At 42.3% G+C, this 13,993-nt stretch carries 15 protein-coding genes and 2 pseudogenes; 9 read left to right on the top strand and 8 right to left on the bottom strand.

The features are described from left to right. The first annotated feature begins 311 nt into the window (after window positions 1-311). Window positions 312-842 (top strand): DedA family protein, encoded by a 531-nt coding sequence (locus tag FPZ49_RS26045; protein WP_144852681.1) that lies wholly within the window; start codon window positions 312-314, stop codon window positions 840-842. Between the two features lie 542 nt (window positions 843-1,384). Next, a pseudogene (locus FPZ49_RS37930) lies at window positions 1,385-1,833 on the top strand (CBM96 family carbohydrate-binding protein). 411 nt (window positions 1,834-2,244) lie between these two features. On the opposite strand, the gene FPZ49_RS26055 reads toward FPZ49_RS37930, so the two are convergent. Further along, on the bottom strand, window positions 2,245-2,589 hold the full coding sequence (locus FPZ49_RS26055; protein ID WP_144852685.1) for a helix-turn-helix domain-containing protein: 345 nt from the start codon (window positions 2,587-2,589) through the stop codon (window positions 2,245-2,247). A 134-nt stretch (window positions 2,590-2,723) separates the two neighbouring features. Here FPZ49_RS26055 and FPZ49_RS26060 point away from each other — a divergent pair, with 134 nt between their 5' ends. After that, the gene (locus tag FPZ49_RS26060; RefSeq protein ID WP_144852687.1) at window positions 2,724-3,047 is read left to right on the top strand and encodes a hypothetical protein; all 324 of its coding nucleotides are present in this window, start codon (window positions 2,724-2,726) and stop codon (window positions 3,045-3,047) included. Here the strand turns inward: FPZ49_RS26060 and FPZ49_RS26065 are convergent. Together FPZ49_RS26065 and FPZ49_RS26070 are read right to left on the bottom strand one after the other, a co-directional pair. Continuing rightward, window positions 3,044-3,256, bottom strand: coding sequence for a helix-turn-helix domain-containing protein (locus FPZ49_RS26065; protein ID WP_144852689.1), 213 nt, complete (start codon window positions 3,254-3,256; stop codon window positions 3,044-3,046). The genes FPZ49_RS26060 and FPZ49_RS26065 overlap by 4 nt on opposite strands. A gap of 52 nt (window positions 3,257-3,308) precedes the next feature. After that, window positions 3,309-4,664: an IS4 family transposase gene (locus FPZ49_RS26070; protein WP_144852691.1), complete on the bottom strand. Its 1,356-nt coding sequence runs from the start codon at window positions 4,662-4,664 to the stop codon at window positions 3,309-3,311. 496 nt (window positions 4,665-5,160) lie between these two features. Here FPZ49_RS26070 and FPZ49_RS26075 point away from each other — a divergent pair, with 496 nt between their 5' ends. Next, entirely contained in the window at window positions 5,161-5,814 is a 654-nt protein-coding gene (locus FPZ49_RS26075; protein ID WP_144852693.1) for a TnsA endonuclease N-terminal domain-containing protein, read from the top strand. Further along, window positions 5,807-6,232 (top strand): hypothetical protein, encoded by a 426-nt coding sequence (locus FPZ49_RS26080; RefSeq protein ID WP_144852695.1) that lies wholly within the window; start codon window positions 5,807-5,809, stop codon window positions 6,230-6,232. Before FPZ49_RS26075 ends, FPZ49_RS26080 begins: the two co-directional genes overlap by 8 nt. Window positions 6,233-6,513: 281 nt before the next feature. On the opposite strand, the gene FPZ49_RS26085 is transcribed toward FPZ49_RS26080, so the two are convergent. From FPZ49_RS26085 to FPZ49_RS26095, 3 genes are all read right to left on the bottom strand, one after another. After that, window positions 6,514-6,759: a hypothetical protein gene (locus FPZ49_RS26085; RefSeq protein WP_144852697.1), complete on the bottom strand. Its 246-nt coding sequence runs from the start codon at window positions 6,757-6,759 to the stop codon at window positions 6,514-6,516. A 196-nt stretch (window positions 6,760-6,955) separates the two neighbouring features. After that, window positions 6,956-7,264 carry a tyrosine-type recombinase/integrase gene (locus FPZ49_RS37640; protein ID WP_186446110.1) on the bottom strand — a complete coding sequence of 103 codons (309 nt, stop codon included), beginning with the start codon at window positions 7,262-7,264 and terminating at the stop codon, window positions 6,956-6,958. Next, the gene (locus FPZ49_RS26095) at window positions 7,195-7,971 is read right to left on the bottom strand and encodes a tyrosine-type recombinase/integrase (protein WP_144852699.1); all 777 of its coding nucleotides are present in this window, start codon (window positions 7,969-7,971) and stop codon (window positions 7,195-7,197) included. The genes FPZ49_RS37640 and FPZ49_RS26095 overlap by 70 nt, the downstream gene beginning before the upstream one ends. Before the next feature lie 336 nt (window positions 7,972-8,307). Here FPZ49_RS26095 and FPZ49_RS26100 point away from each other — a divergent pair, with 336 nt between their 5' ends. The 3 genes from FPZ49_RS26100 to FPZ49_RS26110 are packed head-to-tail and all read left to right on the top strand — an operon-like array spanning window position 8,308 to window position 12,048. Continuing rightward, window positions 8,308-9,402, top strand: coding sequence for a GerAB/ArcD/ProY family transporter (locus FPZ49_RS26100; RefSeq protein WP_186446111.1), 1,095 nt, complete (start codon window positions 8,308-8,310; stop codon window positions 9,400-9,402). 1 nt (window position 9,403) lies between these two features. Continuing rightward, window positions 9,404-10,909, top strand: a complete 1,506-nt coding sequence (locus tag FPZ49_RS26105) for a spore germination protein (RefSeq protein ID WP_144852703.1) — start codon at window positions 9,404-9,406, stop codon at window positions 10,907-10,909. Continuing rightward, window positions 10,909-12,048, top strand: coding sequence for a Ger(x)C family spore germination protein (locus tag FPZ49_RS26110; RefSeq protein WP_144852705.1), 1,140 nt, complete (start codon window positions 10,909-10,911; stop codon window positions 12,046-12,048). Before FPZ49_RS26105 ends, FPZ49_RS26110 begins: the two co-directional genes overlap by 1 nt. A gap of 778 nt (window positions 12,049-12,826) precedes the next feature. Here the strand turns inward: FPZ49_RS26110 and FPZ49_RS26115 are convergent. Together FPZ49_RS26115 and FPZ49_RS37050 are read right to left on the bottom strand one after the other, a co-directional pair. Then, window positions 12,827-13,231 (bottom strand): DUF3231 family protein, encoded by a 405-nt coding sequence (locus FPZ49_RS26115; RefSeq protein ID WP_144852707.1) that lies wholly within the window; start codon window positions 13,229-13,231, stop codon window positions 12,827-12,829. Window positions 13,232-13,292: 61 nt separating this feature from the next. Next, window positions 13,293-13,478 carry an SOS response-associated peptidase family protein gene (locus tag FPZ49_RS37050; protein ID WP_315899206.1) on the bottom strand — a complete coding sequence of 62 codons (186 nt, stop codon included), beginning with the start codon at window positions 13,476-13,478 and terminating at the stop codon, window positions 13,293-13,295. A gap of 386 nt (window positions 13,479-13,864) precedes the next feature. Here FPZ49_RS37050 and FPZ49_RS26125 point away from each other — a divergent pair. Continuing rightward, a pseudogene (locus FPZ49_RS26125) lies at window positions 13,865-13,993 on the top strand (IS110 family transposase); the annotation flags it as partial.

Consider the following 13,993-nt stretch of genomic DNA (forward strand, 5'->3'; position numbering starts at 1 on the left):
CGGTTCGCGGACTCGTCATTGATGTCGCGTGGAGAGTATTCGTTGATTACCGTGAAGTGTCGCTCATAACTAAGGAGATCGATCTGCTGCATTAGCTGGCGTTCCACTGTGAGATTGGATGCCCATGGCGAGCCCAGACCGTCACCGTCCATATCTGGAAACAGTGGGAGAAAATCGAGGTGGATACTGACAATTCACAGTATTAGATTATAATTAAATTATTTAAGGGAGTCTTGCAGGTGCATTTTCACATTGGACACTTGATCCACCAGTATGGGGTATGGGGAATATTTTTCATCTAGCTTGTGGAGATGATCGGTATTCCTTTTCCGGCAGAAACAACTCTGACCTTTTCCGGGATTGCATTGGCCAAAGGGGAATTCCGCTTGATTCCGCTGATCCTTGCCGCCATCGTCGGAAATGTGTTCGGATCAAGTATCGCGTATGTTATCGGCCGTTTCTTGGGTAGAGCGGTAATCTTAAGATATGGTAAGGTGATTGGATTGACCGAGGAGAGGTTATCCAAGGCGGAGGAGCGGTTTATGAATCACCAGGTTTCCATCCTGCTGATCTCCAAGTTCATTGCCGGCATTCGTGTGCTCACACCTTACTTGGCTGGACTCAACGGGATTCCGTTTCCTGTGTTCACTCTATACAACTCAATCGGAGCGGTGATCTGGGTAGAGGTGTTCGTATTTCTGGGCAGGTATGTGGATGTCGCATGGGCTCGGTATCATGCCTTTATGCATAGGAATCTGTTGCCGCTGATCCTGATCGCATTGGTGATTGGAGGGGCTGTGGCATGTATTAAATTACGGGTGAAGAAAAATGCGGCGAAGTAAAACCGAGTCCTCATTAATGAGGGCTTTTATTAATTTACTATGAGAATATCGGTTCTCGAGATGTCGCTTCAATCCCTTTGGATGGGATCGAAACTGGAATCGTGGGTAAAATAAGGGAAACCTTTCCGTTTCTACGTAAGAAAGCCGACAATCTGGACAACAACAAAAAGTCACTGCGAGAAATGCTTTTTCATAGCTCCGATTTCAATTCATGCGATTTTAATGCCGGTGACGCCGTTATCGGCTTTTTTATAGGAAAATGTAGTTTCCTTTTTCTTTTCGCGGCATGTAATCCCAACCCAACACTTGATAAGGGGTGTTCTCTCGTTTAGCAATCCTCTATTTGACTCGTTCAAAATAAAACATTCATGACCTCCCGGTCACAGGCTATGATGAAAACTTCATAGTAGCTGCTTTTCTTTTTCACAGGACTCGCTTTGCTTGGAGCCCACCACGGTGTTCAGCGGAACCAGCAGCGGCACGACGACGGCGCTGGCGCGACCACTCCGCCGTTGTCTTCCAATACTGCTACATTGACTCCGATGGAGGATGCCTATACAAGAGATGATACGAACGCGGATATCAATTACGGCAGCGATACGATGCTATATTTGAAAAGCGGATCGGCCGGCGCCAACCGCAACTCTTACCTGATGTTTGATCTGAGCGGGATCACTTCGGTGACAGCGCCAAGCTTCGGATCTATGCCACCTCATCGGCCGCGACAACGGTCACCGCTTACCAGACGAGCGATGATTGGAGCCAGGACACGATCACTTGGAACAATGCCCCAACGACCGGAACGGCGGCGGGAAGCGTCAATACGAATACGACGCAGCAGTATTATGAAATCGACGTGACGTCTTACGTCCAGGCGCAGGTTGCGGGCGACAAAACCGTTTCGTTCGTCCTGGCCGAGAGCGCAGGCAAGTATACGCAGATTAACAGCTCGGAGAATGGGGCGAATAAGCCGCAGCTGAAAATTAACTAACGTAGTGTGAAAAGCCTAGGTGAAGCTGTACTAACAGCCATTCGCCTAGGCCTTTTTTTATTCCGATTCGGGTTCGAGCCATATGTAGGTTAAACATTTTACGGTACTGGTTGGGTGTGACGTTCATGACCTTTTTAAATACCGTGCACCGATAGGGGATGTTAGGTAAGCCAACACGTCTTGAAGACGTTTTCAAAAGCAAGCAAACCTTCGGATCCGCTGGTTAGCCAAGTAGGCGGAGATGCTTTCCCCCGTGTCAGCATTTCGTTGTTGTTCGTTAAAGGAATTCATACAATAACAGGATCGAGTAAAGGTTCCTCTATTGATATGTTCTGTTCGTTAACCCCACACATAATTTAGCGAAACAAAACAAATAAATGCCACCTCGTTTGAGAAAACGATAGATGGCATTTATTTGTTTTGGAACAACTGAGTTATAAGAAGCTGAATTTTCTTTAAATCTGAAAGTTGCATTTCTATAAGTTGCTCATGGATCTGGTTCAATAGTATATCTTTTTCTGTATTACTTGTGCGTACCCGTTTTGTAAACAGAAAAAGTTCGTGAATAGGAACGCAAAGCCCATCTGCTATTTTTTGAAGATTAATTAGAGAGATGTTTTTTTCGGCACGCTCTACACCACCGATATAAGAAAAATGAAAACCAGCTATTTCTCCAAGTTCTTCTTGAGACAGATCTTTTTGCTTCCGCAAATCACGTATTCGACTACCTACAGATTTCAATACAGCTTTGTCCATTGTTACACCTCATTTGTAGTGTAAGCTATGAACAAAATTCGATACACATTGATTTAAATATCAAAATAAATATTTAATACTTATATGTATTAATTATTGCTGAGATGTCTATAACTATTCATGAGGTGATTAATATGACAAATAAGACCGAAGAATTTCAATTCGGCCTGGCTACGATTACAGCCATAGGGATAAAATTTCAAGATAAATTGTATTCCAATGCTATGATGATAAAAAATCAGTTATTTCATTTGGCTCAGATAGAAGGGGAATGGCAAATCCCCGTATTGTATATGGAAACAAAACCAGATCTGTTAGTGTTATTAGATCTGAGTAATATAGCAATAGCCACTGCAATTGAAGTTTATAAAATTGACAATCCTGAAATTCGTCAGGCATATTTTGAGGCAATTAATAATTTAAAGTCACAACTATCACACAAGAAAAATAAGAACTAAACAAGCAGTTCCCTTATGTTCATACCAAAAGTTTCTGCCAACTGATATAGTACATGCAATTGTATACGATGCCTTCCAACTTCAATGTTAGAAATTGAAGCGCGAGATAACCTTAATATTTCGCAAAGTTCGTCTTGTGTCATGTTTTTTGCAATGCGTGCTTGTCTTATACGAAACCCAACCGTTTTATAAATTTCCTCTTCATTCATTTTTCTTCCCCCTGAAATCTCTTTTCTATCTTAGTAATTCCAAATTATTAACTCAAGTTTCGCAGCACAAATTTGGCACTAAAGCCTTGATGTAGCTGGGTAAACCTGAAATCCATTGATGCACTTGACTGAAAACGGCAGACTTCTCCCGTTTGGTCTTTGTTTGAGAAAGCTCAAGGAAAAAGCTGACGATTTGTTGTAACGCCGTTTTCAAATCCAGATTTCGGACTTCATCCGAAAACAAGAAGAATAAGCCGCCCAAAGAGCGTTGATCCTGATGCTCACGTCGTTCCCATTCCATCAACAGATAACGGGTAAAGACAATGGTAGTATGGCTGATCAACATGTCAAAAGAGCGCCCTTGAAACTCGGTTCCCAGTTTCAAGTAAGATTTGGTGAACTTGAAGAAAGTTTCGATGCTCCATCTCATGCCGTAAATACGGACAACTTCAGTATCCGTGAGCTCAATATCCGTACTTAAAATAGCAAGCCATTCCCTACGGCAATTACGGTTCTGGACGAAAACCAACTTGATCGGCAATCCACAGTCGGTTCGGGCGATAATCGAACCCAAGACCTCCAATTTGGAAGATCGGGGAAGCGCCGCGTGCAATTCTTTTAGCGTCATTCGCTTGTCGCCTACTCGGTAGCGCTGTTTCATATCTTTAATCATGCCAATGACGTGCAAGCCCTTAGACATCAGAGCGCGTAACAGCGGGGCTTGGGTAAACCAGCTATCCATCAGGATAAAATCCGCTGCAAAGCCAGCTTTAATTGCACGATCCAGCAGAGCCATAACCGCATCGGGCTTCCGAGAGAATGCTTCGAGACGCCGCTTATAGCCTTGCGTACGTTTGGATAGCTGTTCCTTCATTTCACAGAAACGATTCGCTAGCTTCGCCGAACTGAGCATGACAAAATCGATGGGGGCAAAGCTGAACCCATCCGACCACCCGAGGGTCAACATGTTGTAACCACGTACGAAACGACCGGTGGTATGGTCATGTACCCGAGCCAGCAGTTCTGCCTTCTTGCAGCGGTTCCGCTTTAGAACGGAATCGTCTACGATGAACACACGAACTCGTGTAGTGGAAGTTAGAGATTCAAAGCGCTGAATAACGTTCAAACTTAACGTCTGAAAGAAGCGACGCCAAGCAAAACCAGGATGATTCAAGAAACGATAGACTACATCTTTACCTGGCAGTGTAGAACGGCTACTTTCAAGCAGACGAGACCAACTGCGTTGCTGGAAAATTAATGTGAAAATGAGCTGGAAAACGGAAAGAGCCGGAAGACCAAACGATTTGCGAATGCCAGCCTGACGAAGTAAATGTCCAATTCTCAAAGTAGAAAACATGGTTGAAAAACGTTCTTCACACTTTTCAGATAGGGAGTTGTGGTGTAACATAGGGTTACGCACCTTTCTGTTTGGAATGGTAAGCTCGACACTTCCATTTTACCAAACGTGAAAGGTGTTTTTCTGTCAAGTTTGCTAATTTTATGCCACAATCCCAGTAACATCAACATCTAAGCGCATTTTTCAAGGTGCGAAACTTGAGTTATTAAGCTATCTAAATTTTTTTTTCTAGTTTTCAAGATTATTATTTTTTGAATTTTATTCAGGTTTTGAGAGATTCCATCTGTAATATTTTTTTAAAACATGCCGGTCTAGTTGATTTCCCATCAGTTTGTACTTTATCTAAAATCTCTTTTATCCCTAAAAATCAGTAACTTTAAACATAGTATTTCCAAATTAATAGCTTTCTAGTTATTAATTAGAAAAGGAATTTAGTAACTTTTCATGTGAATGTTTATAAATCTGAAATTTGGAAAAAACGTAGCAATAAGGATACTCCAATGCAGTTTCGTCCGTTGAAACGCGAAAATATTAGGAGGCTTAGTTTATGCAAAAACCAAAGATCATGCCTAGAGCAGCTAAATATGGTAATAATTATTGGAATTCTGATGGTCCTAAGGTGGGGATGAGAGAGGTAACTCTTTATAGCGATCTTGAATTCGATCATTGGGTCAGCATTGAAACTAATCCAGATGTAGAAACATACTGCGAACAATACCCTGAAATTTCTTTTGTACAAAATGATGAGCTCCATACAAGTGTATTTGATATGTGGCTTAAACTTCGAGATGGAACGGTGATATGCCGTGAAGTCAAATATGAATCGGAGTTGAATCCTGAAGACCGATGCAACGTAAGGACGCTTAGACAAATTGAAGCTCAACAAATTTATTGCAAAGAAAATGGGGTCCTTTATGAAATAATAACCGACAAGCTTTTGCGAAAAAGTCACAATGAGTTAGAAAATCGCTTGAAGATCATTTCTTTTGTAAAGAACAATCCAGAGCCAAAAGAAGCTCCACAAATTTATAAAGCCGTTCGACGTGAGCGAGTAGATCTGCAAACATTATCAGAATTATTATCAATTCCATATATGCTAGTGCACGATGCGTGCTTATGGTTGTTTTATCAAGGATTAATTCACCTAAACATTGACGAAATAATCATTTGCAAACGATCGGAGGCTTGGTTACGTGAGTAGGGTTAAGGTTATTGACCTCGGTGAATTATCTCAAGCCCAGATTGACCGAGATTTGTGGTATCAAGTTGACGAGACATTGTTGGAAGATGTAGAGGAAAAGGCGGTTTTCTCGAAACGAAAAGAAGCTATTGATCTATATATGGCAAATGAAAAGAGTCATAAGGATATTTATGAACTCACAGGTGTAGATCGAATAAATTTGATTCGTTTATTTAAAAGGTGCATTACTTATGATCCTAATGGTGTCCCTTGGGGATACAGGGGACTGATTCCAAATAAAAAGCTTAAAAAATATGAACTAAACCCTGTTTCGCGAAAATTTAATGAATCAAGAAAAACAGGTGAGTTCGATTTGCTGCTGGAGAAGCAGTTCTTGTCAACCGACAACAAAACCAGCAGTAGCAATGGTTTTAGCTAATTTATAGACTATTGTACAAAATCCGAATTTTGTGAAATAGTTTCGCTTCACAGAGTTTCACAGAGGAAGTAGCAATCAGCCGTTAAATGTTCGGCGACACAAACATATGCGCTTTCGCGACACAAACATATGCGTTTTGCCGTTATAAATCATTTTCATAGTCATCATATATGTCATTGCCCAGTCATCATATATGTCATTGCCTGCTATCGAAGATCTCAAGATAAGAGCGGTTTATTGAAACTATCGTTTCCCGTTTGTTGAGTAATACATCGATTAATTTAACAACTCCCCCCACCCAATCCCTCTTTTCCAAAAATTCCATTACTGCATGATGAGCCGTCTGATTGGTTAGAATCTGATTTTTCATTTTGTGATTCCGATGATTTTTTCATTTCCTCGTCGAATTTGTGAGCTTGCTCAACATCTTTATTTCGTTCATTCTCATCAGACGATGGTCCGCGTGGTGAGCAGCCTGAGAAGCCCAAAATTAAAAGTATAAAAAGAGAAAGAAACAGGATTTTCAAGCACATGGTGCCCCCTTTAAGTCAAGATGCAGCTATTGTTCCCTAGATCTCTGGTAAAAATTACTGCACCATTTCACAAAACACCAACTCTCGTGGCCATTTTGTTTCGTCCTCTAATCTATAGGGAATCGCTTTACTTTAAATGCTCCTCTTTAATTGCGGCCTTTCTTTGGCGCTCTACCGACGCCTAATCGTGCTATTGGCGATACGGCCGCGTGCTTCTCCTGCATCGCTTCTGTACGCGTTTTGACGTATTTACGAGTCGTTTCAAATCCGCATGGCCAGCGATCCTTTGCAGGGTGAACACATCGCCGCCATTCTCGAGGTACGCCGTACAAAAGTAGTGACGGAACGTGTGCGGGCTTACTCGTACTTGACCGTGTATGCCTGACTTAACCCCGTAATCATGCAGCCTCTTTCGAAAGTGATCGGCCTTCAGCGGCTCGCCGTAATTGGCGACAAATATATACTCCGTCTTGAAATACGCCTTATTCTCGTTAACCAACTCGAGGACTTGCGAACGACTTCGTTCGATACCGGTACAATCCTCGGCTTCCGGTTCATATTCATCGATGCCGGTAGCGTTATACAGCGCGATCTCATATCAAAATGTTCGGTGGTTAAGCGTAAGGCTTCGTTTATACGTAAGCCGGTATCAGCAAGCAGCAACATGAGCACCTTGTCCCGAAAGCCGGCGTAAGAACGTACGTCAGGCGCCGCTAATAGCAAACGTACCTGCTCGTCCGTGAACGCATCAATGTCGTCCTCGTCTTGCCGCGGCGGCTTGATCTTTTGCGCCGGGTTAACGTCGATCATCTGCTCACCAGCCCAAAAGTTAAACATCGTTCTAAGCGTCCGCAGCCGGATTGCCACCGTTGTCGGCGACAAGGTTTCGCCGTCTAGCTTCCGGTTATCTACGCCATCATATTTCGTCCTACCTGACGACATATAGATTACGTAGTCTCGAAGCGTAGATTGCGTTATTTCACGCAGTTTTATGCCGGGCTCCGTGGAATCGATCCATTCGCGAAAATAGCGCCAGTGCGCTTTATAATCGGCGAGCGTACGGTCCCGCATTCCCTCCGCTTTCTTTACGTTATAAAAGAGCGTGAACGCATCATCAAGTGTGTGGTCGATCGTTTGCTTGGCGGATGGGCGCCGGCCTCCACGAATTATTGCTTTGCCTGAACGCGGGTCATTAATGCTTAACATTTGATTGATTTGTTCTTCCGTCAGGCCTAATGCTTTAAGCTGCGCTTTTGCTCATCGGTTAATACTTCGTTTTGTGCGGACTGAATGATCGGAAGGGCTTTTTGCATCGTTTCCTGAATCAACGACTTGATACTGAACTTTCTATCCGGCCAATACGGTCGTATCTGCTCGCGGCTTTACACAAGTATAGTAAGATCAACCACTTCACATGAAGTGGTTTTTTTAATGTATCTTAATCAAGATACATCGCGCTGCCATTAACTTTTTCTCATGATATTTTTTCATTTATTGGATATAGTAAGGCATAAATTCCTTATTTTCCCGGAGGGGGTCAGCATGAATAGTCGTGGGACAATCGGAGTACTCCCCATGTTTTCAATCATGATTCTGGCTGTCGGGCTCATGAACCATGTTATCGTCATTCCTCCATTGATTCAGGACGCTAAAAGAGATGCCTGGGTGAGTGTTTTAATCATACTTGTTCCCTATATGCTGTGGACCAGCCTGCTTTATTACATTATGAAAAAGACAAATCAAGAGCTATTTCTTTCTTGGATCAAGCTCAACTTTGGAAAATTAATATATCGGATTATATCCGGTGTATTTGTAATCTACCTGCTCTTCATCAGCAGTCTTACATTAAAAGAGACCGTAATGTGGACGCATATTTCCTATTTACCCCGGACTCCTGTCCTTATGCTCGCCATTTCTATGATCATTCTATGTAGTTTGGCGGTTCATCTGGGCCTTGAGGCCATTGCGATCACCGCCGGGGTTCTGCTGCCGCTAATTATTGTTTTGGGTCATTTTGTTATGACGACCAATTTAAAACATAAAAATTATCATTTATTGACGCCAATCTTAGAGAATGGATGGTCTACTGTTCTCGAAGGATGCATTTATGTCGGAGGAGGATCCGTTGAAATCATTACATTTTTGTTGATACAGCATGAGCTTAAAAAGAAAATCCGACTGCGTTTTTTGATTGCAGTATCCTTGTTTTTAATTCTTCTGGTGTTCGGACCGGTAACAGGCGCAATCGCCGAATTCGGTCCGTTTGAGGCCGCGGAGCTTCGGTTCCCCGCCTTTGAAGAGTGGCGACTCGTTGAAATTGGCAAATACATACGCCATGTTGATTTTTTATCGATCTATCAGTGGATCTCCGGGGCCTTCATCCGGATTTCTTTCTCCATGTACTTGGTTGTGGAGATACTAACAGCATATAACAAACAAACAAAATCCAAATATGTATGGCTGGCACTCTTAGGTATTGGCCTAATTTGTATAACTGCAGGAATCCCGATCAAAGACACAGACTACCTTGCCTTTTTAAAAACCGTTTATCTTCCTACCTCTCTTTACGTAATTACTGGCTTATTGATCATGTTCTTCATTATGGTCACGATCTCAAATATGAAAAGGAAGGAATAGAATGAAAATAAGCGGTTTTTGGAAAAAGTCGCCCAAACTGATAAGTACTAAACCTAAAAATGATTCCCCTTCTCCGCACGCTGACAATCCGTTTACCCCGGAAAATATCCGAAGCCTATTTAATAAATCCGCTGATTTTATAATGGAAAGGTATGTATTGGGCGGTGATATTCAGGTGTTTCTGATGTATTGCGATGGGCTAACGGATACAAAAGAAATAAACCGTTCTATACTCCCTCAATTAAACTCTTTGGTGAACCATTCGGAAGTGCAAGATCTGAAACTACAGATGAAATTGATTCAGGTAGCTGACACCGAGGAAATCGTTGACCAAATATACTCGGGAATGCTTCTGCTCTTATTTCCTGCTTTGGGTCTGTTATATTCTCTAGATATTGCTGACATACCGCGCCGGCAACCTTCTGAATCTAACACAGAGATGTCGATTAAGGGCCCCAAGGACGGATTTGTAGAGGAGCTGACCTCAAACGTAGCATTGGTACGTAAACGTCTCCGTACAAGTGCCCTATGTTATGAACAATTTACGATCGGCAAAAGAAGCAAAAGCAAGGTTGCATTGCTTTATATCGAGGACATTACTAACCCTGAAATTGTAAACGAAGCACGAAACAGGCTTCAACGTATTTATATCGATATATTATTAAGCAGCAGTCAACTAGAGGAATTGCTGGCGGACAAGCAGTCTTCATTATTCCCTTTGCTCCATTACACAACAAGACCCGATTTTGTCGTGGATAGTCTCGCTCGAGGCAGGTTTGCTGTCATTGTTGACGGTGCACCTACAGCCATCATCGGTCCCGCCAATTTGACCCTGCTGTTAAAGACACCGGAGGATGCATACATTCCGTTTTATATGGGGACATTCGGTTTGTTTTTCCGCTTTATGGGTCTGTTTATTTCATTGCTGTTACCTGGTTTTTGGAGTGCGTTGGCATCCTACAATTTAGAGCAGCTTCCATACCCGCTACTGGCTACGATCGGGCTGTCAAGAATAGGACTTCCGATTCCGGGACCTCTTGAGGCTTTTCTAATGATCGGATTATTCGAGCTGCTGAGAGAGGCGGGTGAGCGACTGCCCAAGGCGGTCGGCCAAACAGTTGCCATAGTCGGGGGGATTGTCGTCGGAGATGCGGCCATCAGAGCCGGACTCGCATCCACCACCCTTCTTGTTGTCGCTTGTATAACGGCCGTCGCCAGTTTTACTCTGGTTAATCAATCATTGGTTGGTACCGTTAGCATCGTTCGGTTATTTGTTTTAGCTATGTCGTCCTTACTGGGCATGTACGGGTTTATTTTGTCTGTGATTGGAATTGTGTTGTATCTTTCAAGTCTAAAATCTTTCGGAGTACCTGTGCTTGCTCCTATATCTCCCATCAGATGGAGTGACCTGATACCAGCTCTTTCCCGAAAGCAGTGGCGTAATAAGAATTTGCGTCCTGACATTATGGAAACCACCGACCAAACCCGACAAGGGAGGATTAAGTAATGGTTTACAGGCTAAGCATGACAACGGTATGGATAACCATGCTTATAATGCTAACCGGCTGCTGGGATATGAAGAGCATACAGGACATAAACTATGCAACTTGTCTTGGGTTCGATTATAAGGATAACGAATACACTGTGTATGCTCAGTTGCTTGATTTTTCTACGGTAGCAAAGACCGAACCCGGTAAGCCCATTCAACCGATACCGGTTTGGGTTGGTAATGCCAAGGGAGAATCGATCGCTAGTGCTATGAACGACCTCTACCACTCATCTCAATTAAGTATTTTTTACGGACACGTAAATACAATTGTTTTGGGTGAGAATTTACTGAAAAAGGGGCTTAAGGAAGTTCACGAAACTCTTGGGAGATACTATGAATTTCGATACACTCCATGGATGTTCGGAACCCAGCAGCCAATTAATAAATTGTTTGCCACTATCCCGTTCTTTAACCTTTCACCGCTGATGTCCCTGATTCATCAACCGAAAGAAATTTTTAAACAACACTCGATCATTTCTCCATTGAATGCCCTAAAATTCACCTCTGATATGCGTGAGCCGGAGGGCACTGTTTTACTCCCTGCCCTATCTTTGGATAAAGGGAGTTGGCAGGCCGGTGAACAGCCGCATTCAACGTTCGATGTCGACGGCGTGTTTGTATTTAAAAATGGGACTTATATGGGAAAATTACAGAGTAACCAAGTCATGGGGCTTAGATGGATGGATCCGAAAACACATCGCAGTCCGCTTTTTATTCACACTGACGGTGAACTTCAAGCCTCGCTTTCTTTGGAACGACCCGAACCGAAGATTACGCCCAATATCACTGGGAATGAAGTTTTTTATGATATGGAAGTAAAGCTTACGGGTTACATAAGTGAACTTATCCATCCAATACCCATACAAATATTGGAGGGAAAGGCGGCCCGATTGGTGGAAGCCCAAATCAGGCAAGCCTATACTCGAGGCTTGTCCATGAATGCGGATTTGTTTAATTTGCAGCACGAATTCTATCGGCAAAAAAAACCAGAATGGAAAAGACTCCGTGGAAAGGGTGAAATAAAATTATCCCTGGAGTCTTTAAAAAATGTAAAAGTTCAAGTAGAGCTGATTCATTCAGGAGATCTTAAATATTAGAACTCTTTAGCCACACTGACAGCCATATAAGCAACATCTCTTTGGGATTGTTCTCATCCTGCTCGCCGATGTAGAAGAAACAACGCATCATGACAGTAGCTAACTTCGCACAGCATCGTCGGCAATGATATAAAGTTCTTGTCAATTTCGGGAATGTTATAAAGTTCTTGTCATTTGTTTTTGACAAGAACTTTATAACATAAAACAAAATACCGCGTTTTCCGCGGCAATTAATGATATAAAGTTTTTGTCACCCGACAACTGCTGGTTTTGAGAATGTTTTCAATATGATGTGTCACACTATATAGTGTTTGTGTTTACTGTTTAAAAAACTAAGTAAAAAAATCCGTTCCTCTCACCACCTTTTTCGTTGTGTCCAAAGGAAATTCCCTGCTTTTGTAGAATATATAAAACTATCAGCATGAACGAAATATGACAAGAAAGTATGTGATGAACAATGTATATCCCTTCTAGCATTACATCTTTGAACAATGAGGAATTGCAACGTCTACTAACCCACGCTTTAATTGTTAAATGCGAAAAAGCATTTATCCAGTTTATTCAAAACGAAGTGAAACGACGCGGATTACATCCCATTACCACGCGGTAGGGGTTATTTTTCTTTGCTCAACCCTCGAAATATTAGTTCTGTTTCCACTTTTCTAACTAATTCCAACTGTCCAAGTTCTTTTGATTTCTTATATATTTGAATCAATAATTCGCCGACCACAATTACAATTACCCCTCCATTTTTTCATATTATCTCAAATTTATATCTTTACTTCGGTTGATTTACAAGGGCTTGGCGATCAGGTGCTTGTGGCGGTTCCTCTAACCATCCATTTTCAATCATTAGCTTTGCGCCTCTTTCCGCATAGATGGCAATTTCTGCGGCAAGCCTAACGTAATTTGTGGCAATATCTTTACGTGGGCTTGCCGCCGCTGATATGGCATAATTAGCTGTTCCTGCCACTACTAATAAGGATACATGGAATAGTATCAGTTTATCCGAAAAGGGAGGTTCTGTTGAATCCATAACGTCCGTATCCCAAGTCATAGGTGTAGGTATGTCATTACTAATCAACGTATCCGAAAATATCTTAACATGTTTTGATGATATATCCTTACCTGTTTTTAGATACTCGCGAATCTGATTTGAGCGTACAACTTGACTGAATCCCAAGAATAAGACCGGCTTGTCCTTTTTTTACTTTAATCGCGTGAGCTTATATCTCTACGATACATTAGGGGTTGTTACGAACGTTGCCGACAATGGACGATACTGGATAAGCTCTCATCTTCTCTGATGGATAGGGCTTTAAAAGCGAGGTCAGGGCATCGGCATCCATATCCTTGGTATCAGGATCTAACCATACCTGTTCGTCCTCTTTTGTAAGAATCCCTGGCATCCGATCGTGGATCGAAGCCATAAGTTTCAGAAGGAGTCGTGGTCAAAATGATACAGGTTTCAAGAATACTTTTTGGTTGCACTTCAAGCATTGACCGCCTCGTTCATATCAGCTTAATAACTCCTCTTGCAATTTAGGGGGACCTTCCTTCCCTTCCTTACTTTATTTATTCGTCAAATAGACCAAACCTCCTGCGGTTAGTATATTTCAATAGGCTGAGTTCAACGATGTTTTATTTTTTCTTTCGCTTCACAGAGAGCCGTTGGGAATGAGATAATGTTTTATAACCCGACATCAATTTCATTTACGATTATACGCATATGTTTGTGTCGTAAAACGATTATGCGCACATGTTTGTGTCGTGGCTTCGCGACACAAACATGTGTGCTTTCAAATAAAACTTTCATGACCTTCCCGGCCGAAAAACAGACATGAAAGACGCCGAGTGGCTTGCAAAATTACTTCGATGCGGGCTAATTGAGGCTAGTTTCGTCCCTTCCGTCGAAGTTCGAGAATTGCGTGACTTAACTCGTTAC

The sequence above is a fragment of the Paenibacillus cremeus genome, assembly GCF_007786445.1.
GTDB classification, from domain to species: Bacteria; Bacillota; Bacilli; order Paenibacillales; family NBRC-103111; genus Paenibacillus_G; species Paenibacillus_G cremeus.

Coding starts and splice junctions, on each gene's coding strand:
- FPZ49_RS26095 (WP_144852699.1), bottom strand. CDS start 7,971: ATGTTAAGCATTAATGACCCGCGTTCAGGCAAAGCAATAATTCGTGGA.
- FPZ49_RS26055 (WP_144852685.1), bottom strand. CDS start 2,589: ATGGACAAAGCTGTATTGAAATCTGTAGGTAGTCGAATACGTGATTTG.
- FPZ49_RS26075 (WP_144852693.1), top strand. CDS start 5,161: ATGCAAAAACCAAAGATCATGCCTAGAGCAGCTAAATATGGTAATAAT.
- FPZ49_RS26110 (WP_144852705.1), top strand. CDS start 10,909: ATGGTTTACAGGCTAAGCATGACAACGGTATGGATAACCATGCTTATA.
- FPZ49_RS26045 (WP_144852681.1), top strand. CDS start 312: ATGATCGGTATTCCTTTTCCGGCAGAAACAACTCTGACCTTTTCCGGG.
- FPZ49_RS26060 (WP_144852687.1), top strand. CDS start 2,724: ATGACAAATAAGACCGAAGAATTTCAATTCGGCCTGGCTACGATTACA.
- FPZ49_RS37050 (WP_315899206.1), bottom strand. CDS start 13,478: ATGGCTTCGATCCACGATCGGATGCCAGGGATTCTTACAAAAGAGGAC.
- FPZ49_RS26105 (WP_144852703.1), top strand. CDS start 9,404: ATGAAAATAAGCGGTTTTTGGAAAAAGTCGCCCAAACTGATAAGTACT.
- FPZ49_RS26100 (WP_186446111.1), top strand. CDS start 8,308: ATGAATAGTCGTGGGACAATCGGAGTACTCCCCATGTTTTCAATCATG.
- FPZ49_RS26065 (WP_144852689.1), bottom strand. CDS start 3,256: ATGAATGAAGAGGAAATTTATAAAACGGTTGGGTTTCGTATAAGACAA.
- FPZ49_RS26070 (WP_144852691.1), bottom strand. CDS start 4,664: ATGTTACACCACAACTCCCTATCTGAAAAGTGTGAAGAACGTTTTTCA.